The organism is Chitinispirillales bacterium ANBcel5 (assembly GCA_029688955.1).
Classification (GTDB): Bacteria; Fibrobacterota; Chitinivibrionia; order Chitinivibrionales; family Chitinispirillaceae; genus Cellulosispirillum; species Cellulosispirillum alkaliphilum.
This window is the reverse complement of record JARUKZ010000001.1, coordinates 123,743-150,512: the sequence shown is the minus strand read 5'-3', so window position 1 is coordinate 150,512 and position 26,770 is coordinate 123,743. Positions and strand designations below refer to the sequence as shown.

Genomic DNA, 26,770 nt, shown 5'->3' with positions numbered 1-26,770 from the left:
ATCATTGCATCCCGCAAAGAGACAAACTTCCCTGGGCTGTTATCCTGCTTTAGTTAAACTTGCCAGAAAATTTTGGGCTTTAGAATGGTAGTCGGTAGCTTCGGGATCAGAGATAATCTCTTGCAAAAGAGTTTGTGAGCGTTGCGTATCTGAAGGAGCACTTAAAAGAGCCATCTTCCATCGTATTGAAGCATGATTGAAACTGATTCTTTGATCTCTTAAAGCTCTTTCATAATATTGCATAGCTTCAGCTTCATTACCTAAAGCTTCGTGACTGGTTGCGATACCAACTAAAGCCTGTGCCCCTACAAAGCCTGCAGAAGACATATTGGTTACTGCTAATTGAAACCACTCTATTGCCTGGAGATATTTTTGTTGCTCAAAATAGATGCTTCCAAGCATAAATGCACTCATTTTGCCCTGAGGAGTGTTACCAAAGTTGTTTGCAGCATCACCAAAAAGAACAATAGCATCGTCGAGATTTTCGTCATTAAACTCCAGCACTGCTCTGGCAAAGAGATCCTGACTTTGTCTGATATCGGCTTCTCTGGCTCTGCTGGAAAAAACTGAAACAGCACCTATAAAAAGCAGTACTAAAAGTGCTCCAATTAAAAGAACGCTGTTTTTTTTAGCATATTCTTTTGCTGAAAACAGCCAGTCTAACACAGGATCCTTTTTCATTTCCTGCTTTTTTTTGTTGTACTTAATATTCAAAGCTCTTCCTCCTTGGCATTCATTGGAAAGAATGATAGTATTTCATTCTGGTTATACTACGACAGGGCAGTTGTTACATTGTCGCCTTGATTATACAAAAATGGTTCTCAAGAGGCATTGAAGTCAAGTCTGAGCACCCCGGTTGGTAGGAGTTTTTCTTTAAAAAGTGATAAAAAAAGCAAATGGGCCCTCAAAAAGAGTTTTTCCACCTAGATAACCTGAAAAAAAACGAACTAAAAGAGTACTGTAAGCAGCTTCAAAGAAAAAATGAGGAGTTTAAAGCTCACCTCTTAAATGCTTCAATGATTAATGAGCTGACCAAGATCTTACATACCTGCACTGATCTTAACAGCATTATCAAAACCGTGCTGTTAGCCATTCAGGAGCTTCTTGATTTCGATAGAGTAGCACTCTTTGAGGTCCAGAAAGAGAAATTCTGTATTTCAGCCAAACAGTGGGTTGGCTTTAATGATTTGGAAATAAGCCATCTCTCTATTCCGTTGAGTTTTGAAGGTGGAGAGATCACCGATGCGCTCTTTTTAAACCGGCACATAGTCGTCGATGATCCCGATCCTTTTAATGATCTGTTTTTAAAGAAATACAATTCCAGCTCCTACCTTGTAATTCCTTTGGTTAGCAAACTGACCCGTACATGCGCAGAGCTAAAGGGGTGTACTAAAAAGACGTGTCCTGCCCATAGCGGCTTTAATCCTTATTGCTGGAGTATTATGGGTGCGGGACAAAATATTAAAACCAAGGATGAAAACCAACGCAGGTACTGCTGTGTTTCATGCAAGGCATTTAAAGGTACGGGTGTTTTCTGGATGGACAGGACCCAAAAGGGCAAAGCGATAAATAGTGATGATATCGCACAACTTACCGCTATTGTGAATTTGGCTGGAATAGTCATCGAAAACTATCACAATTTTGAAGCTCTGGGTACAGCCAACCACCGATTGCAAAAAACTAATCAACAACTCAATACCGTTAATCACGATCTTAAAGTTGCACAGTCCAGAATTCAATGTGATCTGGAACAAGCCCAATCGATACAGCAGGGCTTATTGCCTCAAAATATGCAAAGTACACCAGCGTTATCGGTGGAAGCGAAGTATTTCTGTGCTAATACCGTCGGTGGGGATTACTACGATGTATTTGAGCTTAACCCCGGGGTTTATGGCATAGTGGTGGCAGATGTTTCAGGGCATGGAATTGCTTCAGCACTGATTATGTCTATGGTGAAAGTTTTGCTCAAGACCTTCTCTGCAAGTGAACATTCACCTAAAAAAACACTGGAAATGATTAATAACACCTTTATCTCTGACATCAAAACAGATAACTTTGTTACCATCTTCTATGCTGTTCTCGATACATCATCCAACACTATCACCTTTTCATCCGCCGGGCACTGTCCCATACTGATGATTAATAAAAACGATGCTTCATACTCTTTAATCAAAGCAGACGGGCTCTTTATGGGTGTTTTTCCCGATATGATGCTCTCAGAGAAAAATCTTAACTACTCTCCCGGAGAGAACAGATTTGTGCTTTATACTGATGGCCTAATTGAGGCACAAAATGAAAACGAAGATATGTATGGAATCGATAAGTTAATATCAATTGCACAGGACACAATTGCCCTTAATACCATTGAAGCTGCAGATGCAATCCTTAACCACCAGCGTCAGTTCTCCAATAGTTTTCAAAACGAAGACGATATCACACTTTTAATAGTCGATTTTTGAATAAAAAAAAACCCGAGTTCCTTAAAAAGAATTTCGGGTCAGATACAGCTGCAACTACTTACCAGTAAATACTTGGGCGCATGGGGCGGAAGCGCTCCTACTATCGTTTTCACAATAATAAATATATCTGTTTTGCTTAAAAAAGAATGTGACGATGGTCACAAAAGGTGATTTTTATTTCTTTGTTGAAATAAACGAGAGTTTAATACACTACACCCACTCTCCCTGGAATGGTAATCTCTCTTTCATAAGGGTGGTTTGTGTGGAGGATAAAAATTCCTGAGGAGTTTTCTTTCACACTATCCGGCGTTAAACTAAGTTCATAGGTAGTACGTTTTTCGCTTTGATTGGTTTCAGCAGAAACCAGTTTATGATCTATATACACCTCTTCACCGGCAGAATAGTCTGTAGGGTGAAGAATAAAACGAACCTCGGAGATGCTTAAGTCCTTTTTTTCCGTTGAGAGATAAAGTGTATAGGGCTTGCCACCCGTTAAAGAAATATACCACTCAGATAAATCTATTATGGGAATAACATCTGCTTTCATTGTAACTCTATGAACAGAACTGTTTTGGGCATCAGAAATAATGGTGACACTGCTTTGCACCGGCCCGTTGAACTGATCAAAATCGATTTCTACCTCTAACTTACTGCTCTCACCGGGCATAACCAAAGAATCATACTCCACAACAGCACAGCCACAGCTCGGTCTTACAGATTCGATCACCAGAGGTGATGAACCGGTATTTTCTATCATAAAAATTGCATTTGCTTTGCTTGTATTAATTTTTTCCACTATACCAAATTCATAAATTTCAGGAGAAACTTCTATTTGGGGAGTGGCAAAGGCGGTTGTAACACCCAGTGTAAAAGAGAGAAGTAGAAATTTAAGCATATACTACCAAACCGGATTGAGTTAATAAAAAAGGATGAAGTATAAAAATAGTCCACTACACCATCCCTGTTCCAGTTGGTAACCTGTTTAATTTGCTTAATTACTGGTAAAAATACCTGTACTTTTAATGAATTTGCCATTACAACGAGCACAGCCGGTGTGTGTATAGCCAAGATGTTCAAATAGTTGTTTTAGCATATTATTGATAAACACCGCAACTTCACCACTCTCATTGTCGCCTGCAGTAAAAAAGGTGAGAAATCTGGTTTCAAGTTCGGTAAGCAAAGCTTTGATTGGTGCGTTTCCAGTGTTGACCTCGCTCTGCATGCGTTTAATCTGCTGAGGGGATGAGAGAAAACTCCATAGATCTTTTCCTGTAGAGGTATTGTAGAGGTGTGAAAAGCGCTCAGAGCGGTAGACTATGTGGTTTTGAGAGTTTTTCATTAGTTGCCTTTTATGCGATATTGATCGATAATCTCTATCATCTCTTTTCTGTCTTCTTTGGATACGATCTGATTGGCACCAGCCTTAAAAGCCTCTTCTCTATACTGATCAACGTCATGACCTGTAACCACAAGAAAAAAGCACTCCTGGTACAGGGGCCTTAATTTTCTAATCATCTCTATACCATCCATTCCCGGTAAGGAGATATCAACAAGGACAATTTGTGGTAAAAGGGCAGCAATATCTTCCATGGCCTTTTCTGCGGTTTCACTCTCTCCAATGATCTGTATATCAGCGATCTTTTTTCGCAGCGTTCTTTTAAGGATCAGTCTCATATCCTCGTGATCTTCAACAATGTAAGCTTTCATTTTTGTTCAGACACCCGTTTCGAAAGTTAGCAATTTTTATTGGGAAGTGAGATAACGCATTTTGTTCCTTTACCTATCTCTGAGTATATTACGAAATTGCCGTCAAAAAGTTTCACTCTTTCTTCTATACTAAAAAGCCCAAGCGTTGTCTCCTCCCCCATTCTCAGGCGCGCTTCTGAGATATCAAACCCCCGGCCCTTATCTGCTACTTCTATTAATATAGTTTTGGACTCACATTTTGCGCTAATTTGGGCAGATTTGGTACCAGAATGTTTAACTACATTTAACAGCAGTTCACGTACCATCTGTATTAGCATTAACTGCACATCATTTTTGATTCTTTTCAACTGCTCATCTAATTCAATGGAGACCTGTAGTCCGTAGTTTTTATTCATGTGGGACGCAAGCCAAGACAAAGCAGCATCCAACCCCTGCGCCTCTAAAACCGGAGGGTTTAATTCTATTGAAGTAGTCCGTGTAACATGCAAAGCTTTGCGCAATAACCTGATAGCTTCAGCGATTTCAGCTGCATGTGCAGGGTCATCTGATGAACTGTGCTCCTCAAGGTGAACCCCAAGCTGCATGTTTGCGGCCAAAAGAATTTGCTGAAGGTTTTCGTGAAGAATCTGTGAAAAGCGCTTTCTTTCTCTATGTTCTACCAGAGTCAGTGCTTTTGAAAGCGAACGAACCTGATCGGTTCGCTTAATAACCAGCTCTTCAAGGTCTTCGTTTAGTTTCTTAAGCTTTTTTTCGCTTCTCTTTAAGGCCTCCTGGGTACCTTTTACCGAGTCGATATTGGTAGTAGTTCCGTACCACTTCACAATTTTACCCTCTTCATTTTTTACCGGAACCCCTCTGGTTAGATACCAGTGAAACGATCCATCATCATGACGCACCCTGTGTTCTATTTGATATACTTCACCGGTTTCTACTGCACGACTCCATTTTTCATGTGTTATCTGCCTGTCATCTTCATGCAATACAGGCGTCCAATTCCAATCCCCTCCCGGCTCAGGCTCAATTCCTCCAAACAATTTATAGTTTTGGTTATAGTAATCCACTGTTCCCTCGGCGCTTGCAGTCCATACCAGCTGAGGCATCGAATCGGCCAGGTTTCTAAACCTTCTCTCACTCTCCACCAGGGAGTCCTGTGTTTTCTTTAAATCTGTTACATCCCTGGCTAAACCAAGCACCTCCCTGACCTCACCTTTTTCATTCCACTCAAACGGTGTTACCCGTACATCTGCCCAGCGAATCGCCCCATCTTTACGGACAATACGATGGGCTATAGTTCTTATCTCACCCTTTTTTGCGTCTTTCATGCTAGTGTAAAAAGCTATGCTTCTTTTAAGATCCAAAGGACTGATAGCCTTTTTAAAAAGGTAAGACAATTGGCTGAATTGCTGAGAAGAATACCCCAGCATATCCATAATACTCTTATTGGTATAAATATTTTTCTCATTTTCTATATCGAGGACAAAAATTACATCCGGTGTCGTTTCCGCTATGCGTTCGAGCCATTTTGTTGAGCGCTCGATTTCTAATTCATTTCTTTTCCTGTCGGTGATATCGAGTACAAAGGCAAGAATATGCTTTTGAGGGCCCGGCAAGAGCGTATCTGCCAATAAAACCCACACCCTTGAGCCGTCTTTTTTTGTGAACTCCTTTTCATACGGAGTTGCAGCCCCTTTTTCATCAAGTTGCAGTAAAGCATCTTTGTCCAGCGGTTCATATTCTTTTGGGGTAATTTCATTCCATTTGACCTGCCCGGATTCCAACTCAGAGCGACTATACCCAATAACCCTAAGGAAATAATCATTGGCATCCAGAATATTACCATCTGGATCTGCTATTATAGTACCGATAATATCCGAATCACGCATACTCTGGTACCGTGTGGAATAATTCTGTAAGCGCTGTTCAAGATTTTTGTGTTCTGTTATATCGGTATTTGTTCCAAACCACAACTTCACTTTTCCAGTATCATTCAATACAGGTACGGCACGGGAGAGAAACCATCGATACTTGCCATCTTTACCTCTTAAAGGAAAGGTATCTTCCCAAACTTCACCGGTATCCCAGGATTGTTGGATTTTTTTAACTACCCCCTCCACATGATCGGGATGGAGAACCCTTGTCCACCCCCATCCCTGCATCTCTTCAAGGGTAGTTCCTGTGTAATCATACCAGCGTTTGTTATACCAAAAGATGTATCCGGTTCGGTCAGCCATCCAGGCAAACTGAGAGATGTTATCAGCCAGAGTACGAAAACGCTGTTCACTTTCCCGTAATGCATATTCCGCCTCTTCAACCCGTTTTCTTGCTACCACCTGCTCTGTAATTTCATTTGCTACTAAAAGCACTTCAGCTTTCTTCTCTTCAAACGGGGGCAACGGTACAAAGTGAAGATTAAAGAAACCAAGACGTCTCTTCTCCCCTATTCCTACATAGGTCTTTAGCTCGGGCCTGTACACTTCTTTCTTCTCGCGAAGAGCTTCCTCTATTAGTTTTAACCCACCCGCTGCAGCAAAATCCGGGTACACTTCCTTCATTGTTTTACCCTGTATATCGAAAGGTCGCTTACCTGGTATACCTGAGTATTCAGGATTAACGTATTTAAAACGGCAATCCTCGCCTCTTATAATTGCTATTCCAACAGGGGCAATTCTAAGCACCATTTCATAAAATTCACTCTGAGATCTACTGATAATCGCAAGTCTGTCACGCTCAAGGGCTATCTTTTGCTCTTTTCGAAGCGCTTTGTTCCGCTCGGCAATATAGAGCACCACAATCCAAAGCACCGCAATAGAAGCCATGCGATTAGCCGTAATTACCAGTACTGGTAAATCGGGAGGGGAAAAGAAGATACCAAGCACCATTAACACAGTCAAAATGAATGCTAAGAGATATCTTGAGCGGTCTTTTCCATGGTGTGACAAAAGAAGTACCGGGGCGATATAGAATACCGATGCGCCATAGCCAATTGGCAACAACAAATCCATTATTGCCACTACTAATACTACTGCTATTGCTAAATTTATTTTAAACCTATCCATAAGATTACTCTTCTCACCAACCGTACATTAATCTCCGAGTGTAAAATAGAAGCGTGCGCCCTTGCCTACTTCTCCTTCTGCCCATATCGTACCACCGTGTCGCTCAATTGCCCGTCGCACTATAGAAAGTCCTATACCGGTGCCACCATATTCACTCTGAATATGTACACGCTTGAATGGTTCAAAAATATTTTCTGCATAAGATGAGTCAAACCCTACGCCATTATCTTTTAAGAAATACACATAACGGGAATCTTTTTTGGTCCTTCCAAAACGTATTATTCCTCTATCTTTTTTAGATGTAAACTTCCAGGAATTGCGTAAAATATTTTCGATCGCAATGTGTAAGAGATGAGGATCGGCATCTACTGTTATATCTTTCTCTACCTCAAATCGTACTACCCGATCGGGTTGATTTTCTTTAAGCTCATTTAAGTATTCAAAAACCATTTCGCTGACATTAACTTTCTCACGTTTTACTTCAAGACTCCCTATCTTTGACAGATTAAGGATATCATCAATCAGGTTTTTGGCCTTTTTCACATTGTTTAAGATGCGTTCCAGAAGATCCTGCCCATCTTTGTCTATATCATGCAGATAATCTTCCCTAAGAATGCTTACAAACCCTTCAATTGTGTTTAACGGGCCACGAAGATCATGAGATACCGAATAGGAGAATGCTTCGAGATACTCATTTGCTCTTAACAGTTCTGCAGCCCTACTTTCAAGTTGTTGCTGAAGAGTTACCATCGGTGTTACATCAGCAAATTGCATCACAACCCCTGTGATTTTACTCTCTCTGGAGAGAATAGGGGATGCACTTGCAGAAATCCAGTATGATCCTTTACTATGAACAATATGCATCACTTCATTTCTAACAGTTTCACCATTGTGCAATGCCCGCCAGGAGGGTAGTTGGTCCACAGGGTATTTTTTCCCATCAGGAGTTTCCACCCTGATAAATCGCATCCTTTGTTTATAGGACATTGAAACCATGATGTCCTGATATCCAATAACCCTTCTGGCTTCATCATTCATCTTTGCTACCGTACCATCTGTGTTGTATATGACATACCCATTTGGCAGAGAGGAAAAAATTGCCTCCTGTTCTGCCGCCCTGCGATCGGTTTCTTCCTGAATCTTTTTTTTTTCGGTAATATCACGTATCACAATCAAGCCAAGAATTTGCTTTTGCTCTTCATCTCTGATTGGCTCACCACTTATACTCAGAAACCATCGCTGAGAAGAGTTCTTCTTACGCATCCATACTTCGAAATTCTTAACCGACCTTCCTCTCAGAACCCTTGTAACAGGCCAATTATCACTATCAATCAACTCACCATCCGGACTGAAAAAATGGAATGAGCTAAAAAATAACCCCCGAGCATCTCTAATGTGCTTAATCTCTTCAAAACCAAAAACGTCTGTGATTGCTCTATTTGCCATTACCACCTTTTCGAACGTATCAAACACAAGCACGCCCTCACTCATTGCCTCAAAAACGGTATTGAATCTTGCCTCACTATTGCGTAGTGCCTCTTCCGCTGTTTTTTTAGACGTAATATCATGGATAACAGAAAAGAGAAGTTCTTTGCTATCGGTTATGACCGGGGAGGAATAGACTTCAACCCAGCGTATGCGATTGTTTTTGAGCTTATGGGGGAAAACAAAGTAGCTTCGATTTTCCTTAAGAGCATTAAGTCTTTCTTCATGTACCTTAGGTGGAGGTAACATGTTTATTTCTTCTATAGTTTTTAAACGTAATTCGTCTTTTGTATAACCATAGAAAAGAGATGCCGCTTTGTTCGCGTCTACTATTTTCCCTGAGTGAGCCTCTATCAAAAGCATAACTGCCCGATGATTTTCAAACATTGTCCTAAAGCGCTGTTCGTTCTCGTGCAGGGCCACCTGTGCTTTTTTCCGATCTGTAATATCGGTCCATACTCCTACCGCTCCTTTAATTTCACCCTCGCTATCGAAAATTGGTGCAGCATTTATAGTAACGTGTCTGCTTTGGCCATTTTGTTTAAACAGTAGTTCGTAATTATCGATTGGTTTTTTTTCATTTATTACTTTTGCTAATGGAAGATCTTTATGGGAAACCTCTTCACCCCCTGGTGCATATAAATTCATTAATCGTGTTCTCTCTTTTTCCCCCGCTTTTTGTATCCTCTGTGGATCGATTCCAAATAAGTGTTCAAAATAACAGCTTAATGCCTGAACCCTGTTCTCTTTATCGGTTATCATTATCCCTTCGGGAATACTTCTGAGCAAAGATTCCAGCAGCCTGTTTTTATCCTCCAGTTTTTTATTAGAAATAGCTATCTCAAGTAGCTGTTTTTTTAACGTTTCTTCGTGAGTTTTGATGTTCTGAAGCCGTTGCTCTGTACGCCTCTTTTCCGTAATATCTTCAATGGTTACCAGTATCAGTTTTTTATCAAATTCAGTAGGATTTGCAGAAAGAATAAAATAGTGGGGGTGCATTTTTTTGCGGATACAAATTTCCAAGTTATTAAAGCCCTTATCTTCAGCAAGTACCCTTTTGAGAAGTATCCCTGCTTCATGTTTAACCCACATCCCGTCCTCAAGCTCATGGATTGGTCGATTTTCCACCGACTCCCTTTGCACCGTAAATTTTGCACAATAGGCCCGATTTGCACAACAAACCGTTAAATCATCGTTGATGACAAGAAGTGGTGTGTTGATATGATCCAAAAATTTATCAGCAAAAACGCGTATGGTATCTGTTGTATTTAGTTTCTTTTCCACATCCTTCTCCTAAGAGACAGGGAAATTCATCTAAGCCGGTTTCGCAAAAAGGGGAATCAAAAAAGTTGCATTTGCTGTAATTGGTAACGAGAATCACCATATGCCCATATTCGGTCCATCTCCTATTACGCAAAAATCAGGCCGTATAATATAGAAGTAGAACCTAAACTATCAGTCATGGCCCCGAATTTGCCTATCTGTCCTTAAAAAAATAGGGGGTGTCTGTGACGATAAATAAGCGTTCAAGTGGAATACTGTTAGCAATCTCTTCACTCCCCTCTCTTTACGGTTGTGGTGATTTTGGTGATTGTGCCTACAGGTTTGCTCAGTTACTACATGCTCATAATCAGCGACTGTGGCAAATACTGCCAATCAACCCCACTCGCAGCGAAAACAATCACTCCCCGTACAGCAGTACCTCTTCATTTGCCCTTAACAAGCTGTTTTTAAGCCCTCAACACCTCTTCTCCCAGGGCCTTATCAGTAAAAGTGATCTAAACCCTCTGCACCCACCAGAGTTTTCAACAACCGATTACAGTAAAGCGTATTCCTTCAAAAACTATCTTTTAAGTAAAGCCTGGTTTAGGGTAAGATCACAATTACCCCAAGAATATCACTGCTTTTGCCACCAAAACTGTCACTGGCTCGAGGACTACTCGCTTTTTGAGGTGATAAGCTCCAGAATGAAAGGCCTGCAGTGGCAACAATGGCCTGATGATCTTAAAAAAAGAGAGCCCAAAGCATTGCAACGGTTTTCACAAGAGTTCAAGGAAGAGATTGATAGAGAAAAGTTTACTCAGTTTCTGCTGGAAACTCAGTTTAAAGAGCTAAAAACGTACTGCAACGAAAAAAAAATCAGCATTATAGGAGATATCCCTTTTTACCTTAACTCAAATAGCGTTGAATGCTGGAAAGAGCCCCATCTGTTTAAACTCAATGAACACTTCGAGCCTGCATTTCTCTCCGGAGTTCCTCCAGACCCCTTAAGCCCTCATGGCCAGTGTTGGAGAAATCCGGTCTATAACTGGGAAACAATGAGAAACGACAGTTACCGTTTCTGGAAACAACGGCTCAAAAGATCATTCGATCTTTACGACCTTGTTCGTATAGACCACTTCAGGGCCTTTGTGGCATACTGGGAAATTGACGCAGCCCACCGGGATGCAACAAAAGGTAGCTGGGTCAGGGTTGATTCAGAGGGTCTATTTAAAGAGCTGCTGAGCTATTTTTCCTCATTTCCGGTTATTGCAGAGGATTTGGGGACGATAACCAGTGATGTACGGGAAGTGATGAAGCGTTTCTCTATTCCGGGTATGCGTGTATTACAGTTTGGCTTTGATTCCAACCCCGATAACCATCACCTCCCCCATAACTACCCGGTTGAGAGTCTTGCCTGCAGCTCAACTCATGATACCAACACCCTTTATGGTTGGTATTTGCTAAACAAAAACACTCCTGCCGGAGATTTATTTTGCGATTATATCGGTGGCAGTGTTTCAGACAAAGGCAGCATATGGCAGGCCATCCGACTACTTTTTCTCTCCCCTGCGAATCTGGTAGTGGTGCCGATTCAGGATGTGCTGTGCACTGGTGATGAGAGCAGGATGAACAATCCTGTGCAGAGAGGGCAAAACTGGGTCTACAGGTTAAGCTTAGAGCAGATGGAAAATGCCCCCTATCACCTTTTAGCAAAGCTTAGCTATATGTACGGCAGAGTATAACCACTAATCGTTTTCAAAAAGGTCAAGAAACCGATCTTCATACAGCGGATATAAACTCCACTTGTCCAGTTCATCTTTTAACTCCTTTGCTTTTGAACGATCCTTTTGTGCGGCTTTAAACAGCGTTTCAATTTTGTTCATCACATGCCCGGGGACTTCATCTGTTTCTACCTGCTCAAGCTCCGGCTCAGGCTGCTGTGCTACAGTAGCATCGAAGAAATCTTTAAACTTGCCTTCAACTTCATCAAACATAGGCTCTGCTTCCTGACACTCTTTTTCCAGCTCAGAAGTATCTACATCGACATGTATCACTCGTTGCATCGCTTTTACCACCGAAAGAGCCCCTCTGGGATAGGTAAGCGTACCGGCATAGGCCGGAATGGTTGCAAGTAGACACACCGCATCGATTCTTCTTGAGGCAGCAAACCCCAGCATCAATCCGTTAAGCCCGCTTATGACCCCTTCCTTCATTGGGTTAAATCCAAGAGAGGTAAACTCAGGTATCAGCGTCATATTGTTGGTAGCGAAATGGACGTTTGAATCCTGGGTATGACTCATGGAAACCGGAATGGCGGCTGCGGTATAGATTCTTGTGGTACCAAGTTCCCGTGCCAGTTGAAGAATCGATTTTAAAATTTCGGCATCATTTTTCCCACCAACATGTGCATTGCTTTCGAAAATGACTAAATCCGGGTTGTGGTGGTGATAAAAGACGCTTTGAGGAGTTTGGGGGAAGTGTGCAACACCTCCATCTACTTCAATGGAATCGGGAGTAATATAGCGAGCCATGTCGATTTTGGCGAAAATACGTGCACCAAGCTTTCGCCTTAGATAATCCATGGTTAAAATCCCCACATTGCCTGCACCACTCCAGGAAGCAAACAGAACAGGAGGGGTGTCAAAGTGTTTTCTGTTTAGTAACTCCATTTAATACTCTCTCCAAAGTGTTAGGAGTTTATTTCCAGTATTTTGGTCTTTTGTAATACTCATACAGGCGCTTTTCGTAATCTCTGTCGAGCTCAGTTTTGTTGGTGAATTCGGGTCCGTTGCGTATAGTATCAGCTGAAACATCGGCGTAAACCTTCGTCTCTCCCCAATCGATTCCCAATATCCATTGTGGGGCAAGTAACACCTTTTTACCCGGTAAGATGTTTTTGGTATCTACTATAAGATAGCGAATCACCCAGTGTTCGGTATCGAGAATAAAATCTTCCACATGTCCTATCTCCTCATCGGTTGCCTGGATATGATAATTGGTTAACTCTTTTGTACTGCGAAGATGGGACTGACGTATCTCTTCTTCGGTTTTCTGCTCTTTTTCCAGAGCCTGTGCGGTAATGGGCTCCTCTCCCAGTGGTTTTGGAAAACCGGAAGGAAATGAGAGGCCTGGATAGATAGCGCCCCCAAGAGAGTTATAATGATTTGGATATACCCAGTAGTAGGGCCAGGAGTAATAATCATGGAGCTCCTCTTCCAGTTTTCTTGAAATTGGTTTTTGAGTATCGACATTGGGACTGTGTTTTACCTGATCTTTAGAGTACTTTACATCGATACTGTCATTGAGTGGTTTTCCCAACGCTGCAGGAGAAAGAAGAATCTTCTTTCCTAAAAGCCAGGAACCAACATCTGCGACCAGATACCGCAAAGCCCAGTTTGTGTCGTCAAAATAGAAATCATCCACTTTTCCTATTTTGCCATCGGTAGCATGCAACGACTTACCATAGAGCTTAATACACGTATCAAACATTCCCTCCCCCTTCGATATCTATTTACATCTGCTTTTGGTTAGCGGTTAAGAGCTCAAATTCCATGCCATTACCTTAAGACATACCCTTTACAGCACAACTCTCCCCAAGATGCAGCAAACGTTCTCTTTGCCTCCGCTTAATGGTATCGGTTTTGCTGACCATCATAGCTTGTACAGTTCACTGGATTTTTCATCATAAGATAAGGAGAAAAGGGTATGAATCTACCAGGCTTAAGAAAAAGGGGCAAACCTGATGTACCATCACTGGCAGAATGGTTCAATCGCCCCTTTGGCTCCATAACCGATTTTCTCGAACGACCCCTTGAGCAGATATGGCAGGAGACGACCCCGGCTGTGGACATTTCTGAAAACGATAACGAAGTCACCGTTCGTGCTGAAGTACCGGGGATGGATTCAAAAGATCTTACATTGCTCTACTCTCAGGGCACACTTACCATAAAGGGTGAGAGACAGGAGAGAAAAGAGAAAAAAGAGAAAGAATCCTCATATGAAGAGAGTCGCTATGGATCGTTTCGTCGAGATATACCTCTTGGTGAAAACCTCAGGTTTGAAGATGCGAAAGCGTCATGTAAAAACGGGGTGCTACGAGTCTCTATTCCCAAAAAAGAGAAAGGGCCCAAGGGGGGCAAAAAAATAGATATAGAGTGATTCATCATAAATTATTTGAAAGGAGCACAGTATGCAGTGGCCAAGAGATCCATTCCGGGAGCTTGAAAGAATCAGAGGTGAAATGGACCGAATGTTTTCACGGGTTCCGTTTTTCGGATCAACACAATCCCAGTTCCCTCTGGTTAACTTATATGAAAACGCCGATACCATCACTATCCTTGCAGAAGTACCCGGGGTTAAAAAAGAGGAGATCGATATAAATATGCAGGAGTCCTATCTTATTCTCACCGGGAAACGAGAAACGCCCTCCTATGGCAGAGCGGAAATTCTCAGAAAAGAGCAGCCTGAAGGGAGTTTTGAAAAGAGGATACGGATTCCGGTTGCCATTAAACATGATCAGATTAAAGCCTCCTATAAAGATGGTGTGTTATCAATTACACTGCCAAAATCAGAAGAAGCAAAACCTAAACAGATTACTATCGAAACGGAATAATTAACAGCAAGACAAAGTCTTAAGGAGGAAATATATGGCCGAACAGTCCAAAAGAGAGCAAACTCCAGTTCATAGTTCCACTGCTGAGCAGCTTGTCTCCGCAGAAAATTCCTTTTCTCCCGACGCAACTATTTTCGATAACAAGGAAGCCTTAGTTCTCTCTATGGATATTCCCGGAGTACATAAGGGGGATGTAAATGTTGAAGTGGATGAAAACAACATCCTGACAGTCAGAGCCAAATGCTCAATGAGTGAACCTGAAGCTGAAGCAGCAGTTAAAGAGTTTGAACCTGGTAATTTCTTCAGATCTTTTACCTTGAGTAACGAGTTTCAAATCGACAGGATAACAGGAAAACTGGATAACGGGGTGCTTGAAATTATCATTCCACGCAAAGAGGATGTGAAACCAAGAAGAATACAGATCAGTGCCTGATAGTACCATACCACCTATTTTTGCTGTGTTAAGGTTACTACCACAGTAACTCTTAACACAGCCGTAACCAGCGAAACGGAGTTAGCCCATTGGAAAGATACGATCTGCTAGTGATTGGAAGTGGTAGTGCGGGTAGTGCAGCAGCACAGATTTGTCGTCAAAAGGGGTGGAGTGTCGCGATTGCAGATAAGCGCCCCTTTGGCGGGACGTGTTCTCTGAGAGGCTGCAATCCCAAGCGTCTTATGGCCGGTGTGGCTGAAGTGGCAGAGCGTTCACGGTTATTAGCCACTAAAGGAATCAAAGAGCCTGCCTCAGTGGACTGGGAAGCGATGATGCACTTTAAACATCACATGACCAGTGGCATACCACAGTTTAATGAAAAGCTTTTTAAAAAACTTCTTATCGACACCGTGCATGGCAGTGCCTCTTTTCTCTCAGAAAACCGGGTCAAAGTGGGAGACAGGGAGATTGAAGCTCAAAACATTGTCATAGCGACGGGCTCCAAACCCGCGGCGCTTACCATTGAGGGCTCAGAGCATATCATCACCAGTGATCAGTTTCTTGAGCTGGAACGTTTTCCCTCCTCGGTAGTATTTATAGGAGGAGGATATATATCGTTTGAATTCGCACACATCGCGGCCATGGCCGGAGCGAAGGTGTATGTAGTTGAAAGTGCTGCACGGCCGCTTATTGCCTTTGATCAGGATATCGTAAAGCTGTTTATTGATGCATGCCAAAGTTTTGGAATAGAAGTGTTGCCAAATACCTCTGTAGAGAGCATAGTGAAGGGGCGGCAGGGAGAGTATGTGGTTTCCCTTGAAAACAGCACCATAGAGTGTGGGTTGGTGGTGCATGGGGCGGGAAGAGTACCAGAGACTGATGAGCTGCAGCTTAAAAACGCGCGCATCGAAACAGATAAAGGGGGTATTATCACCAATACGTTTCTTCAAAGCAAAACCAACCGCTCTGTTTATATTGCCGGTGATGTTAACCCCCGAGGCATAAAATTAACCACTGTCGCTGCAATGGAAGGGCGTACAGCGGCCTATAACATGCTCTACGGCAACACCACCATACCCGATTACAGCGCTGTTGCAAGTATTGTTTTCTCGTTTCCTCAAATTGCATCAGCGGGACTCACTGAAAGGGAGGCACAGGAGCAGGGAATCGACTATCAGGTGGTGTTTCAAAACACCTCAAAAAAACATATAACACGGCGTTTGGGGATGAGTCATTCTGCTTACAAGCTGCTTTTAGATTCCAATGGCCATCACCTTCTTGGCGCTCACCTGCTGGGGTACAACTGTGATGAGGTGATAAACTGTTTTCTATTGGCGATAAAGAGCCATGTGGGTGTAAAAGCGCTTAAAGATATGAACTGGAGTTTTCCATCAGTTACCTACGATTCGATACAGCGGATTTGAGCGCGGGAGCTTTTCCAATGGTCCAATTTTTGCGGTTTATTTTCTTTAAGGAGCAACAATTTTCACTTTGAAGCCAAACTAACTCTTTTGCAGTAATTTTGCAGTAATAAAGGAGCCAGGCAATGAATATCTACGTTGGAAATCTCTCCTATGAGAGTACTGAGGATGAAGTCAGGTCGCTATTTCAGGAATACGGTGATGTTTCAAATGTTAGTCTGATTAAGGACAAATTCACAGGCCGGGCCAAGGGGTTTGGATTTGTAGAGATGCCCAATAATGAAGAAGCCGCACAGGCAGTGGAGGCGCTTTCAAATCAGGAGGTTAAAGGCCGTAAGCTTACGGTCAATGAAGCTAAGCCACGTCAGAGCAGACCACCACGGCACTAACGTCTTTAGCCTCCTGAGGCTAAAGAGAAAAAGCTGAGCAGGGGATGAGGGATGAGTGCGACTCAACCCTCATCGCTTTGCTCACAGCAGGCGACCTTCTTTTACTGAGTGTGGGTATGACTACACACTCATAGTGCGCTATGGTTAGTTTTCCGCGTAGTCTTGTGCGCAGAAAAACTTTCCGCAGGTTGTATCGTCTAAAAGTACGGGTACCAAAGCACCGGGGATAACCGATTCAACGGCATTGGGAGCCTTGGGGCCACCTAAATCGGTCCTGAGCCATCCGGGATCAAGAAGGTTCATAAGCACCCCTGAGCCCTCAAGGTGAACAGCCATATCGTATACATATTTATTTAAAGCAGCTTTTGATGCAGCATAGGGCATTAGCTGGGGCTGATCCTGTATTCCTGAAGTTACATTTACCACTCTGCCAAAACCACGTTTAACCATAGAAGGGATAATCATATTGCAAAGAATGATAGGCGCGATGGTATTAATAGTAAAACTTTGTACAAACTCATCCTCTTTTGCTCCATAAATATCGGTATGATACTGAGTCATTATAGCAGCGTTATTATAGAGAATATCCAAACCACCGGACAGTGACTGTGCTTTTTCTCCAAGCTCCCTGACCTGTGTTACATCTTCAAGCTCAGCGCTGAGTTGATGAACTGTTATGCCGGATTTGGAAAGCTCAGCAGCAAGTGCATCGGTGCTACTGGTGTTTCTGCTGTGCACGATCAGATTACACCCTTTTTGGGCCATAGCTTTAGCGACCTCTTTTCCCACACCCCGACTGGCTCCTGTAATTAACGCCCATTTATTACGTATGTCTACCATAATTTCTCCTGTTTAGAATTTATAATGCGGTTTTAAGAATCTCTAATACTCCATTTTTATCGATTTTGACAAAATTTCCTGCACAGCCCTTTCCACCATCGGTGCATTTATCAGCCATCTCCTCCAGACGCTTATCATCGATATCCATTTCACCGAGAGTAACCGGCAATCCAATGGAGGAGAAAAACTGTTCAGTTCTTTTTATGCCTTCAAGAGCAGTCTTTTCCTGGTCCTGAAAATTGATCTCTACATTCCAAACCCTTGAAGCAAACTGTACGAAACGTGCAATGTTGGTTTTGTACACAGTTTTCATCCATGCAGGAACAACCGCTGCCAGGCCGGCTCCATGGGCCACATCGTAGATACCGCTAATTTCGTGTTCGATCTGATGGGATCCCCAGTCCTGGGCTCGTCCGGTCCCAACGAGGTCATTATGCGCAACCGTACCAGCCCACATCACTTCTGCCCGTGCATTATAGTTTAGAGGATCACTGAGACATACAGTCACATTTTCAATAACGGTCTTCATCACCGCTTCACAGAGCCGGTCTGTAAGTTCCACATTGGTGGTATTGGTGAAATAGCGCTCAAACACATGAACTAAAATATCTGCAGCACCACAGGCGGTCTGGTAGGGAGGAAGTGAAAAGGTCAGTTCAGGGTTAAGGATTGAAAACACTGGTCGAAGCAGCTCGCTTGCCGCACCACGTTTAAGATCACCATCGGTGTTGGTGATAACCGATGCAGGACTTGCTTCACTTCCTGCTGCGGGAATGGTAAGTATGGTGGCAACATCCAACGCTTTCTGTGGCGCAGCTTTACCGTCATAAAAATCCCACACATCACCCTCATAAGGGACACCAATAGCAATAGCCTTTGCAGAATCGATAACACTGCCGCCCCCAACGGCCAAAATGAACTCAATTCCATTTTCCCGGCACATCGTTATTCCCTCTTTTACCAGGCTAAGACGCGGGTTGGGCTCAACCCCACCGAGCTCCACAAAACTTACCCCGGCAGCTTTGAGTGATTCGCTCACGCGACTGAAAAGACCGCTGTCTTTAATTCTTGAACTTCCGTAGTGAAGGAGCACCTTATCGGCATACGCTTTAACTTCCGCTCCAACTTCAGAGTCACTGTCGCGACCGAAAATGATCTTAGTTCTGTTTTGGAATACAAAATTTTCCATTGTTTTCACCCCATTAAGGAATTTAATGCTAAAAATGGCTGTTATAAGAACTGGAATATATACAGTATATCAAAGACTATAAAATAAAAAAAGGTGAAGTCAGTGGATTAGTTTTATAAAAGCATTAGTGTTTTTTTACCAATGAGCTCACTTTGGGTTAGAAGCTGACTTCTCTGTGCTCATCGAGCACAGTTTTTGGGTGTCTTGTAGCCTCAATGAGTACTACAAAAAAAAACAACGGAGCAACCGGGCCCGGGAGTTGCTTTTTTTTTACTATAAGTGAATACCAATTACCGGGAGGTCAGTATGGATAGGAAGATCCTTTCACTGCTTTTTATCTCTCCTGTGATTTTTATACTCAGCTGCGCAATGCCTACCATTTATGGTAGCGGCAACAGCAAAGAGATTAGTTATGCAATTGCGGAGTTTAACTCCTTATATGTGAGTGATGGTTGTAAGGTAACCCTCGTTCAATCAGACACGCATTTTGTAACCGTAACAATTGATGAAAACATTGAGCGCTTTGTTCAGGTCGAAACGATCAATGGCGAACTGAAGCTAAGTCTCAGAGCGGGATGGGAGTATAACAGGGTACAGTTTAGTGCACACATTGGAGTACCGGATCTGGAATACATCAAGGCAACCGAGTTTGCTCAAATTCATTTACAGGCCCCCCCCTTTTCTGAGCGGCCACTCAGTATCGATCTCTCTTCCTACAGCCAGATGTCTGGCTCTATTAGCGCAAGAGACATTACAGTACACCTTTCAGGGCGGAGTAAACTTGAACTAAGAGGGAAAGCTCATACTCTTACTGTAACGGGCAGAAATTCAAGTAAGGCATCGCTTTTTAACCTCAATACACACAACAGCTCTATAATTCTCAGAGATAACAGTGTAGCAGAGATAGTTAGTTCAGGAGTGATCAGTGGTTTTCTCTCTGACCAGTCTACTCTTTACTACAGAGGGCATGTGGATTCGCTCGAGCGACAAGGTGCTTCACGTCTTATTGAAGCAGGAGGTCTGTAAGAGAGTCGATCTCCCGGTACCGACGTGTCGGTTTTTACATTAAGGCCTCATCCCCTGTACCTGGACTGCCGCTCAGCAATCCCCTTTTCCCACTGGAGAAGGGGGACCCATTCAGTTGCGTTTGTTGCGGGAGTAGTGGTTGGATTGGTACTTCTGCCACTCCTTTTTACAGACAAAAGCGACTTTTATCGCTAAGCGAACCGTTGCTGCGTGTCCCGCCTCTGAGGGGAGAGTGGTGGTAAGCGCCCGGAGGTGAGGCTCTTTTGTCTTGCTCTATTATCCTTAGAGTTCTCTCCAGGACAGCTCTTCTACGGTTTTGTGTACATTATCCAGGTACATATTCAGATTTTCAAGCACCTGGGATGAGTATCTGATAACCGGTGTCCCGGTTCCGAAAGTGGATATTTCTCCATCGGTAAGGGTCACCACGGCACCGAGTATTTCAGAGTCCCCCGCGATCCTGGCGATTCTGTCGGTGATAATTAAGCCCTTAAAATCCCCTGAATTTATCTGAAGCTCCGAAGTCATGGCACTATTGTGAACGATCAGTATACCATAGGAATCTTCCAGGTGAAGAGGCCCTACAAAGTCATCGGTTATGTAGTGAAGCCCTCTGAGTGGGGTTTCATACCCTGAAGTTTTGTATTGATCGAGTGTGCCCGGTTCAATCCCTAGGAAATGTTCCGGTGAATCAAATATATCGGTAACTTCAGCATTCTCTTCTAAAACATCCTCTCGTACATCATCTATTCTGTTGCTACTGACCGGTTCCAAACCGTTACCCCCGATATGCGGATTGCCACTCATAGTCACCTCTCCGCAGGTACTCACCCCATACACGCCATCACCTGTGAGTATGCCGGTGGAATCGTAATCCCTGCCATCGATTGTCACATCTCCTCTGACCTCAATACCAGCTCTTGCTGTAACCGCCCCTTTAACGTTTGGCATCGGAAACTGAATTCGCGGTAAAATCTTTGAACGTACCTCTATTACCCGGCTATCATCTCCCAGCTTACCTTCTGAGCGTACCCATATGGTATCTAAAGTAGCGTTTGTACTGCAGGATACGGTGTATACACCTTCATTAAACGGGTAATTATCAAAAACGGTGTTTCGTGTATCAGCAGTAAAAGTATATTCACCGGTTCTGATTTTTGAATAAAGGTGTTCTTTTCCTGCTTCTGCCAAATTCAACGCCGATATCCCGGCTCTTCTGGACCCGCTTCTTTTAATTGATGTATTCACCGTAAAGTATACTACCGCAACTGTAATATTGAGTATAACTCCAATCATGAGTACTGCTACTGCCGCACCGCCGTTTTTATTTAAAAATAGTTTTTCCATTGTTTACCATTTTCTATAAGTTTACATTGCGAATATTTACTTCTGTGCTTTCGGTAACCAGGCGTTCTGTACCGGCACTTCTGATAACACTACCAAGTGAAATGCTCACGGCCCTGGTTTGTGAAAAATCGCCGGTAATTATTTGTCCATCGGTATCTTTTGCCACTAACTCAAGCACCTCTATTCTGTTACTTACCAGGTAGGAGTTACCTTTCATCTCCCTAAACAGCGCCTCACGCTCCTCATCGATATAATAACGCACACCATCTGCTTTGTACACCAGAGAGCCTGCTGGTACAGTGCCGGATACTCCCTGTTCGATTGTAATAGTCCCCGTAGTACCAACCGCGCTGATTTGATGATATTCAGGAGATGCCATAGCGGTTATACAGATCCAATCCCCCACTGAAAACCCATCCGTGTTGTGCAGTGAAATGGTTCTCTCTCCAGCCTGAGTCTGTGAAGCTGCGGCAGTACGGACATTTTGTTGGTTGGTGAATATCAACAGTTCTGCGATTCCGTTTTCATCCCGTTTCTTTATTCCATTGCCCGGAAGATTATATCCCGCGACTCTGAAATCTCTTTCAATCATCGAGCTTACTGTAATAAGATCAGTATAGACTAAAGCGCTCTCAGCCTCATGGTCCATTCGCTTTGAAAGATCGTTATACAGTCTGTACGCTCCCGATATCACAACAGAAGAGATAAACATAGAAATAATCAGTTCAAGGATAGTTATTCCTCTATTATTGCCAGCGCGGCACATAAGCATCTCCCTCCCCATATCACTATCAGGGCCTGGATATTATTGTTGACATGGAGATCTGTCTTCTTCCACCCATGCTTGGCCATTCGACATGTAGCTGTACTCTTCTGAGATGAGATTCATCAGTAACAGTCCAGCTTCTAATAAACTTATCATCAATTGTATCGAAACCACTGACTACATTGCCATACTCTTCCCGGCGTAACCGTTCGAGAATCTTATTTCCCATTGCTGTTGCCTCTGATATCTCTTTAGAAGCAAGGTTTGAATTTACAAGATGAACCACACTGGCATTAAGTCCTGTAATAAGTAGCGCAAGAATAAACATCGCCACAATTACTTCCACCATCGAACTTCCACGATTATTCCCTGTATTCATCCCTGACCTCCTCCATGAAACAAATATTTACCAAAGCAATTGACTATCAGATCTGATACTTAAATTATACCAGACAAACCAACCCGAAAAACGGAAATCTGTTTTCCGAAAAACGTTTTTGTGTATTCAGGCGAGCATAGAGGAAAGCTGGTCTGGGTGAGCGGCAAAAAACTCAAAGGCTTTTTGTAGCAGCGCTTTGTTTTCACCTAAAGTAAGATCGTTTCCAATAAACTGTTCTTCAACCGCTTGAAAGATATTAGAATACAGGTGAAAAAGGTTAAGCACCGACTTTGCCCCAAACCCAGGCGCAGTTGCCCACAGGTTGCGTAACTGACGATCGGTTATGCGCATCTGATCGGCCCATTGGGTAACACTACATGGCTTTTTTTCCAAAAGTACTTTGGTGGCAAATTCAAGTGTTGTGCCTCTTTTTACCCCGTATTCATTATTGATGAGACTTATAAGGGACCAGTAATTTATTGTCTTAAGAAACTGAAAGGTATCGAAGGGAGTCTTTTTTTCTATCACCGCTTTTGCCCCCAGCAAAACACTATCCGCGCCCTTGCCCGGTGAATCGGAAGCGGTAAAAACAAGTATGGGGAACTCCGCACTGTAGCGCCTGATCAGGAAAAATTCATCCCCATCCACATCACTCATCCCAAGATCCAGCAGGCAGATATGGAATTTTTGCTTTGCGCCAAGGCGCCTGGCGGCAGCAGATGCTGTTTTAGCCCACTCTATTCTATATATTGACGTTGTGCCCAGAACGTTTTCCACCAGCTCAAAAGAGGAGCTGTTATCTTCAACAATAAGTACCTGAACAGTTTCCTTTAAGAGGTGAAAAAGATTTTCCTTAATCATACTTGTTCTCCGGAATCCGCTCTTCAGAAAAAATCTTATAATCTGCTTTCAAGCTGAGGGATGTCTTTAAGTATTGTATTTCTGATTTCAACATCCACCAGAGGCCATACGCGGGCTAATTTTTGATAGATCTCCTCAGGATCGATAAGCGGCGCTTCTACACGATAGTGCTCAGGAAGTGAATCATACCGTACTAATACATCTGTTAAAAGCATACTATACTGCTCAACCGATATTTCTTCTCTATGATATACATCAGTAATCTTTTGTACCGGAGAGTTTACCTGCACAGATACCCCCTCAGGTCCACCTGTAGAACCTTTTAAGGTATACGTTACACCTACTACAATCATTATAACGATAAACACAACAGAGCTGGCAATGAGAGTGAGCTTATGGCTTCTCTTTTTGGCTTCACTAAAAACCATAGTCTGGTCCGGAGTGGCAAGTTTCTTTGCCATTGAAGAAACGACATCGTGCCGACGTTTCTCTTCGATATAGGCATTTTTCTTCATCTCCACCCTCTTTTGCCAATTAACCGTTACTGAAGCTAATTCTACATTTTAGTCTGATTGTTTTCAATTAAAAGATACGGTGAGGAGAATCAAACTATTTGCGTAGTATCAGAGCTGACTCAAGGTGAGAGGTATTGGGGTAGAGGTCAAAAACAGCTGATTTGTGGATAGAGTAGCCAGCTTTATTCACCAAAAACCCGGCATCTCTGGCCAGTGTGGAAGGATTACAGGATATGTACAGTAGCGTGTGGGGAGAAAGATCTGAAACCCATTGACGAGCTTTTCTGGTAAGACCGGGCCTGGGTGGATCAACAATAACCAGATCGGGGTTATACTTTTTTAGTTCGGCCATTGCCGGCCCCTTCTCTACATCAGCAACATAGCCCCGGATATGGCTCAGATCATTATTTCTAAAGTTGCTCCTGGCCAGCTCAACCTGAGACCCAACATTCTCAACCAAAATCCCCTCTTTAAAACACTCTGAGAGCATAATGGAGAAAAAACCGCAGCCCCCAAAAAGATCAAGGCACCTCGTTGAGGATAAATGAGGGGCAGCCCAGGTCCCAAGCTCCTTTAGAAGATAACCATTACTCTGAAAAAAGCTGTTACCCTGTACACAAAACCGTTTCTCACCGACTCTAATGGTAGTTGAACCACACGTGAGGCGATCTATAACAGGATCAGATGCTATCATTTTTGAACTCTGCCCCAGCACCTTGATGCTTTTGTGGCCCGTTAACCCGGCGCCTGAAGTCTTATGTATATGCAAAAGCACTCTATTTAGCTGTTCACTAAGCAGGGGGCAGTGTTGTACTGAAACAATTTCATTACTCTTTTTTCTAAAAAACCCAAACCTTTGCGTCTCACAATCCACTTTTATCTGAGCCCTGATTCTATAGCCAAGCTCTGAAGCAGCAATACTCTCTGGGTTAAGCACCTGTTTGATTCTCCCGATTCGGCGCATACAGTCTAAAAAAATCTCTTTTTTGGTCTCACGCTGATAGGAGTAGTCCACAAATTGCCAGTTACACCCTCCACATTCACCAAAATGGGGGCACAGCGCATCTCTTCTGTGCGGGGATGGTTCCAGCAGTGAAGTACGGGTTGCCTTATGAACCCCGTTTCTGCGCTCCGAAGCGATCACCCTCACAACATCACCGGTAATGGTATCCGGAACAAAGATCACACCACTATCGGTGCGCGCAAGCCCTTCACCACCATACACAACTTTTTCGATCGTAACTGTTTGCTTCAAAAAATAATCCCTCTCTACTTAAGAGGATCGGGCGGGGTGATCTTGTACATTACCGCAGGGTTTGTGCTGTAAGCCCGTTTAAAAGTCCCCCTCCCCATAAACTGCTGCGGCCCGATGGATGAGTCCAGAATTCTGGCAGCATAAAAAAGGTTTCGGGAGTCTTCAGAATATATTGCTTCCCCCAGGGTTTTAATAGCTTCAGGGATTGTGTCAGGAACGATTCCTATACTGTTATAATCACCGATCCTAGGGGAAATACCTCGAAACGCGGAATAGGTTATCTGCAAAGAATCCCTGTCTCCGCGAGGAATTATCACCTGCCCCCTGGCCTTACCATAGGTGGTTTCTCCCACTAACTTCGCACCTGTGCCCTCTTTCAGCGCCGCGATAAGCAACTCTGAAGCACTGGCGGACATTCCGTTCATTAACACAGAAAATCGTTTATTGGCAAGGGCACGGTGAGCGCCTCGTGTGCTCCTGAGGGTATCGATAACTGTTTCACCGACCATTTTTTCTTTATTGTACTTTCGCTCCTCAATAATCATAAAAGGGATATTAGCCGGCAAAAGGTCCTCGATTATTGCTTCGGTCGGGTTGAGATCACCGCCCCTGTTGTTTCTCAGATCAACCACGATGTTTGGGTATGGCCCTATTGAGGGCAGTATTCTTTCAAATCTGATTTTGGTATCGGACCTGAAGTTTTGAATCCTTATAACCACGGTGGAATCAGACAACGCCTCCCAGTTTAGGGTATCCAGAGCCATGGAGGAGACTCGTTTGGGTAACCAGGGGCTTCTGAGTGGTTTATAATGGGTGTACTGATCACCCACAGCATTCAGTAATGATTCAGGAGCGGGGTAATCAAGGGGCGACTCAGGAACACGATCCTGATAGTAGCTATACACTTTGAGATACTGCCATACACTCTGATGCTCGGTGAGATCCAATGGCCCGTTATACACAGGATTGTCGCAGGCAAGCAGAAGTAGCAGCGGTAACAGTAACGCCGATAGCACCATTTTTGGGAAAGTCCTTTTTAAACCTGTAATTTCTCTCTGCCCTTTAAAGCAAGTTCCCTAAGCTCACTGATACGCTTTTGGTACTCACCACTTCCAAACACATAACTTCCGGCCACCAGCACATTTGCTCCACTGAGAGCACACTCTTCAGCACTGTTGCCATTAACTCCGCCATCAACCTCTATATCTATAGTTATATCTCTTTTTTGTACCTCAGTATACACTTTTTTAACCTTGTGCTTCATTTCGGGCATAAATTTCTGTCCCCCAAACCCGGCATACACCGACATTATGAGCACCTGATCGATCTTATCCAACTCATCGATAAAAAGATCAACCGGGTAGTCGGGGTTCACCGTTATCCCTGTTTTTACTCCCTGCTTTTTTATATTCTGAAGTACTGGTGCAATATCATCGACCGCTTCAGCATGAAACATAAGAACATCTGACCCTGCGCTGCAGAAATCCCGCACATATTTTTGGGGATCAGAAATCATCAGATGCACATCCAGAGGTATCGAAACACACTTTTTAACCGCCTCTATAACCAGTGGTCCGAAAGTAATATTTGGGACAAAATGTCCATCCATCACATCGCAGTGTATTCTGTCTGCCCCCGCATCCTGCGCGGCCTTTACCTCACGCTCCAGATTTCTAAAATCCGCAGAAAGAATTGATGGAGCGATTTCAATTTTCTTTGATACCATCGTTGGTGATTCCTCGAGATAAATAAGATTAAAGCTTCAGC

At 43.3% G+C, this 26,770-nt stretch carries 26 protein-coding genes; 8 read left to right on the top strand and 18 right to left on the bottom strand.

Going from position 1 to position 26,770, the window contains the following annotated elements; translation table 11 throughout:
- Positions 1-39: 39 nt before the first annotated feature.
- A complete protein-coding gene (locus QA601_00630; protein MDG5813572.1) occupies positions 40-714 on the bottom strand; it encodes a tetratricopeptide repeat protein in 675 nt (224 codons plus the stop codon).
- A gap of 182 nt (positions 715-896) precedes the next feature.
- On the opposite strand from QA601_00630, the gene QA601_00625 reads away from it, so the two are divergent.
- Positions 897-2,459 (top strand): SpoIIE family protein phosphatase, encoded by a 1,563-nt coding sequence (locus QA601_00625; GenBank protein ID MDG5813571.1) that lies wholly within the window; start codon positions 897-899, stop codon positions 2,457-2,459.
- A gap of 202 nt (positions 2,460-2,661) precedes the next feature.
- Here the strand turns inward: QA601_00625 and QA601_00620 are convergent, their stop codons facing one another.
- The 5 genes from QA601_00620 to QA601_00600 form a co-directional block, all read right to left on the bottom strand.
- Positions 2,662-3,354, bottom strand: a complete 693-nt coding sequence (locus tag QA601_00620; protein MDG5813570.1) for a DUF1573 domain-containing protein — start codon at positions 3,352-3,354, stop codon at positions 2,662-2,664.
- A 96-nt stretch (positions 3,355-3,450) separates the two neighbouring features.
- Positions 3,451-3,798 (bottom strand): hypothetical protein, encoded by a 348-nt coding sequence (locus QA601_00615; protein MDG5813569.1) that lies wholly within the window; start codon positions 3,796-3,798, stop codon positions 3,451-3,453.
- Entirely contained in the window at positions 3,798-4,166 is a 369-nt protein-coding gene (locus tag QA601_00610) for a response regulator transcription factor (protein MDG5813568.1), read from the bottom strand. Before QA601_00610 ends, QA601_00615 begins: the two co-directional genes overlap by 1 nt.
- 26 nt (positions 4,167-4,192) lie before the next feature.
- Positions 4,193-7,222 carry a PAS domain S-box protein gene (locus QA601_00605; GenBank protein ID MDG5813567.1) on the bottom strand — a complete coding sequence of 1,010 codons (3,030 nt, stop codon included), beginning with the start codon at positions 7,220-7,222 and terminating at the stop codon, positions 4,193-4,195.
- 27 nt (positions 7,223-7,249) lie between these two features.
- The gene (locus QA601_00600) at positions 7,250-9,991 is read right to left on the bottom strand and encodes a PAS domain S-box protein (protein ID MDG5813566.1); all 2,742 of its coding nucleotides are present in this window, start codon (positions 9,989-9,991) and stop codon (positions 7,250-7,252) included.
- Between the two features lie 224 nt (positions 9,992-10,215).
- Between QA601_00600 and malQ the strand changes: the two genes are divergently transcribed.
- The gene (gene malQ / locus QA601_00595) at positions 10,216-11,712 is read left to right on the top strand and encodes a 4-alpha-glucanotransferase (protein MDG5813565.1); all 1,497 of its coding nucleotides are present in this window, start codon (positions 10,216-10,218) and stop codon (positions 11,710-11,712) included.
- 3 nt (positions 11,713-11,715) lie between these two features.
- Here the strand turns inward: malQ and QA601_00590 are convergent, their stop codons facing one another.
- Positions 11,716-12,639, bottom strand: a complete 924-nt coding sequence (locus QA601_00590; GenBank protein ID MDG5813564.1) for a PAC2 family protein — start codon at positions 12,637-12,639, stop codon at positions 11,716-11,718.
- Positions 12,640-12,667: 28 nt separating this feature from the next.
- Entirely contained in the window at positions 12,668-13,459 is a 792-nt protein-coding gene (locus QA601_00585) for a PRC-barrel domain-containing protein (protein ID MDG5813563.1), read from the bottom strand.
- A gap of 216 nt (positions 13,460-13,675) precedes the next feature.
- On the opposite strand from QA601_00585, the gene QA601_00580 reads away from it, so the two are divergent.
- From QA601_00580 to QA601_00560, 5 genes are all read left to right on the top strand, one after another.
- Positions 13,676-14,128 (top strand): Hsp20/alpha crystallin family protein, encoded by a 453-nt coding sequence (locus QA601_00580; protein MDG5813562.1) that lies wholly within the window; start codon positions 13,676-13,678, stop codon positions 14,126-14,128.
- A 31-nt stretch (positions 14,129-14,159) separates the two neighbouring features.
- The gene (locus tag QA601_00575) at positions 14,160-14,582 is read left to right on the top strand and encodes an Hsp20/alpha crystallin family protein (GenBank protein ID MDG5813561.1); all 423 of its coding nucleotides are present in this window, start codon (positions 14,160-14,162) and stop codon (positions 14,580-14,582) included.
- A gap of 34 nt (positions 14,583-14,616) precedes the next feature.
- Positions 14,617-15,015: an Hsp20/alpha crystallin family protein gene (locus tag QA601_00570; GenBank protein ID MDG5813560.1), complete on the top strand. Its 399-nt coding sequence runs from the start codon at positions 14,617-14,619 to the stop codon at positions 15,013-15,015.
- An 89-nt stretch (positions 15,016-15,104) separates the two neighbouring features.
- Complete coding sequence (locus QA601_00565) at positions 15,105-16,439, top strand: NAD(P)/FAD-dependent oxidoreductase (GenBank protein ID MDG5813559.1); 1,335 nt, start codon at positions 15,105-15,107, stop codon at positions 16,437-16,439.
- Positions 16,440-16,561: 122 nt separating this feature from the next.
- Positions 16,562-16,825 carry an RNA-binding protein gene (locus tag QA601_00560; protein ID MDG5813558.1) on the top strand — a complete coding sequence of 88 codons (264 nt, stop codon included), beginning with the start codon at positions 16,562-16,564 and terminating at the stop codon, positions 16,823-16,825.
- Positions 16,826-16,969: 144 nt separating this feature from the next.
- On the opposite strand, the gene QA601_00555 is transcribed toward QA601_00560, so the two are convergent.
- Both QA601_00555 and QA601_00550 read right to left on the bottom strand, forming a co-directional pair.
- On the bottom strand, positions 16,970-17,665 hold the full coding sequence (locus QA601_00555; protein ID MDG5813557.1) for an SDR family NAD(P)-dependent oxidoreductase: 696 nt from the start codon (positions 17,663-17,665) through the stop codon (positions 16,970-16,972).
- Positions 17,666-17,684: 19 nt separating this feature from the next.
- On the bottom strand, positions 17,685-18,854 hold the full coding sequence (locus tag QA601_00550; protein MDG5813556.1) for an iron-containing alcohol dehydrogenase: 1,170 nt from the start codon (positions 18,852-18,854) through the stop codon (positions 17,685-17,687).
- A gap of 306 nt (positions 18,855-19,160) precedes the next feature.
- Between QA601_00550 and QA601_00545 the strand changes: the two genes are divergently transcribed.
- On the top strand, positions 19,161-19,880 hold the full coding sequence (locus QA601_00545) for a DUF2807 domain-containing protein (protein ID MDG5813555.1): 720 nt from the start codon (positions 19,161-19,163) through the stop codon (positions 19,878-19,880).
- Positions 19,881-20,162: 282 nt separating this feature from the next.
- Here the strand turns inward: QA601_00545 and QA601_00540 are convergent, their stop codons facing one another.
- From QA601_00540 to rpe, 8 genes are all read right to left on the bottom strand, one after another.
- Positions 20,163-21,227 (bottom strand): hypothetical protein, encoded by a 1,065-nt coding sequence (locus tag QA601_00540; GenBank protein MDG5813554.1) that lies wholly within the window; start codon positions 21,225-21,227, stop codon positions 20,163-20,165.
- 13 nt (positions 21,228-21,240) lie between these two features.
- On the bottom strand, positions 21,241-21,993 hold the full coding sequence (locus QA601_00535; GenBank protein MDG5813553.1) for a prepilin-type N-terminal cleavage/methylation domain-containing protein: 753 nt from the start codon (positions 21,991-21,993) through the stop codon (positions 21,241-21,243).
- A 25-nt stretch (positions 21,994-22,018) separates the two neighbouring features.
- The gene (locus tag QA601_00530) at positions 22,019-22,372 is read right to left on the bottom strand and encodes a prepilin-type N-terminal cleavage/methylation domain-containing protein (GenBank protein ID MDG5813552.1); all 354 of its coding nucleotides are present in this window, start codon (positions 22,370-22,372) and stop codon (positions 22,019-22,021) included.
- A 126-nt stretch (positions 22,373-22,498) separates the two neighbouring features.
- On the bottom strand, positions 22,499-23,233 hold the full coding sequence (locus tag QA601_00525; protein MDG5813551.1) for a response regulator: 735 nt from the start codon (positions 23,231-23,233) through the stop codon (positions 22,499-22,501).
- A gap of 35 nt (positions 23,234-23,268) precedes the next feature.
- The gene (locus QA601_00520; protein MDG5813550.1) at positions 23,269-23,748 is read right to left on the bottom strand and encodes a hypothetical protein; all 480 of its coding nucleotides are present in this window, start codon (positions 23,746-23,748) and stop codon (positions 23,269-23,271) included.
- A 94-nt stretch (positions 23,749-23,842) separates the two neighbouring features.
- Positions 23,843-25,003, bottom strand: a complete 1,161-nt coding sequence (locus tag QA601_00515) for a class I SAM-dependent RNA methyltransferase (GenBank protein ID MDG5813549.1) — start codon at positions 25,001-25,003, stop codon at positions 23,843-23,845.
- A gap of 14 nt (positions 25,004-25,017) precedes the next feature.
- Positions 25,018-26,022 (bottom strand): S41 family peptidase, encoded by a 1,005-nt coding sequence (locus QA601_00510; GenBank protein MDG5813548.1) that lies wholly within the window; start codon positions 26,020-26,022, stop codon positions 25,018-25,020.
- A 17-nt stretch (positions 26,023-26,039) separates the two neighbouring features.
- Positions 26,040-26,729 (bottom strand): ribulose-phosphate 3-epimerase, encoded by a 690-nt coding sequence (gene rpe / locus QA601_00505; GenBank protein ID MDG5813547.1) that lies wholly within the window; start codon positions 26,727-26,729, stop codon positions 26,040-26,042.
- Positions 26,730-26,770: the final 41 nt, after the last annotated feature.

Bases quoted from the DNA above. Each gene is read 5' to 3' on its own strand.
- QA601_00625 (MDG5813571.1), top strand. From the start codon at position 897: ATGGGCCCTCAAAAAGAGTTTTTCCACCTAGATAACCTGAAAAAAAAC.
- QA601_00620 (MDG5813570.1), bottom strand. From the start codon at position 3,354: ATGCTTAAATTTCTACTTCTCTCTTTTACACTGGGTGTTACAACCGCC.
- QA601_00615 (MDG5813569.1), bottom strand. From the start codon at position 3,798: ATGAAAAACTCTCAAAACCACATAGTCTACCGCTCTGAGCGCTTTTCA.
- QA601_00610 (MDG5813568.1), bottom strand. From the start codon at position 4,166: ATGAAAGCTTACATTGTTGAAGATCACGAGGATATGAGACTGATCCTT.
- QA601_00605 (MDG5813567.1), bottom strand. From the start codon at position 7,222: ATGGATAGGTTTAAAATAAATTTAGCAATAGCAGTAGTATTAGTAGTG.
- QA601_00590 (MDG5813564.1), bottom strand. From the start codon at position 12,639: ATGGAGTTACTAAACAGAAAACACTTTGACACCCCTCCTGTTCTGTTT.
- QA601_00585 (MDG5813563.1), bottom strand. From the start codon at position 13,459: ATGTTTGATACGTGTATTAAGCTCTATGGTAAGTCGTTGCATGCTACC.
- QA601_00580 (MDG5813562.1), top strand. From the start codon at position 13,676: ATGAATCTACCAGGCTTAAGAAAAAGGGGCAAACCTGATGTACCATCA.
- QA601_00575 (MDG5813561.1), top strand. From the start codon at position 14,160: ATGCAGTGGCCAAGAGATCCATTCCGGGAGCTTGAAAGAATCAGAGGT.
- QA601_00570 (MDG5813560.1), top strand. From the start codon at position 14,617: ATGGCCGAACAGTCCAAAAGAGAGCAAACTCCAGTTCATAGTTCCACT.
- QA601_00560 (MDG5813558.1), top strand. From the start codon at position 16,562: ATGAATATCTACGTTGGAAATCTCTCCTATGAGAGTACTGAGGATGAA.
- QA601_00555 (MDG5813557.1), bottom strand. From the start codon at position 17,665: ATGGTAGACATACGTAATAAATGGGCGTTAATTACAGGAGCCAGTCGG.
- QA601_00550 (MDG5813556.1), bottom strand. From the start codon at position 18,854: ATGGAAAATTTTGTATTCCAAAACAGAACTAAGATCATTTTCGGTCGC.
- QA601_00545 (MDG5813555.1), top strand. From the start codon at position 19,161: ATGGATAGGAAGATCCTTTCACTGCTTTTTATCTCTCCTGTGATTTTT.
- QA601_00540 (MDG5813554.1), bottom strand. From the start codon at position 21,227: ATGGAAAAACTATTTTTAAATAAAAACGGCGGTGCGGCAGTAGCAGTA.
- QA601_00535 (MDG5813553.1), bottom strand. From the start codon at position 21,993: ATGTGCCGCGCTGGCAATAATAGAGGAATAACTATCCTTGAACTGATT.
- QA601_00530 (MDG5813552.1), bottom strand. From the start codon at position 22,372: ATGAATACAGGGAATAATCGTGGAAGTTCGATGGTGGAAGTAATTGTG.
- QA601_00525 (MDG5813551.1), bottom strand. From the start codon at position 23,233: ATGATTAAGGAAAATCTTTTTCACCTCTTAAAGGAAACTGTTCAGGTA.
- QA601_00520 (MDG5813550.1), bottom strand. From the start codon at position 23,748: ATGAAGAAAAATGCCTATATCGAAGAGAAACGTCGGCACGATGTCGTT.
- QA601_00510 (MDG5813548.1), bottom strand. From the start codon at position 26,022: ATGGTGCTATCGGCGTTACTGTTACCGCTGCTACTTCTGCTTGCCTGC.
- rpe (MDG5813547.1), bottom strand. From the start codon at position 26,729: ATGGTATCAAAGAAAATTGAAATCGCTCCATCAATTCTTTCTGCGGAT.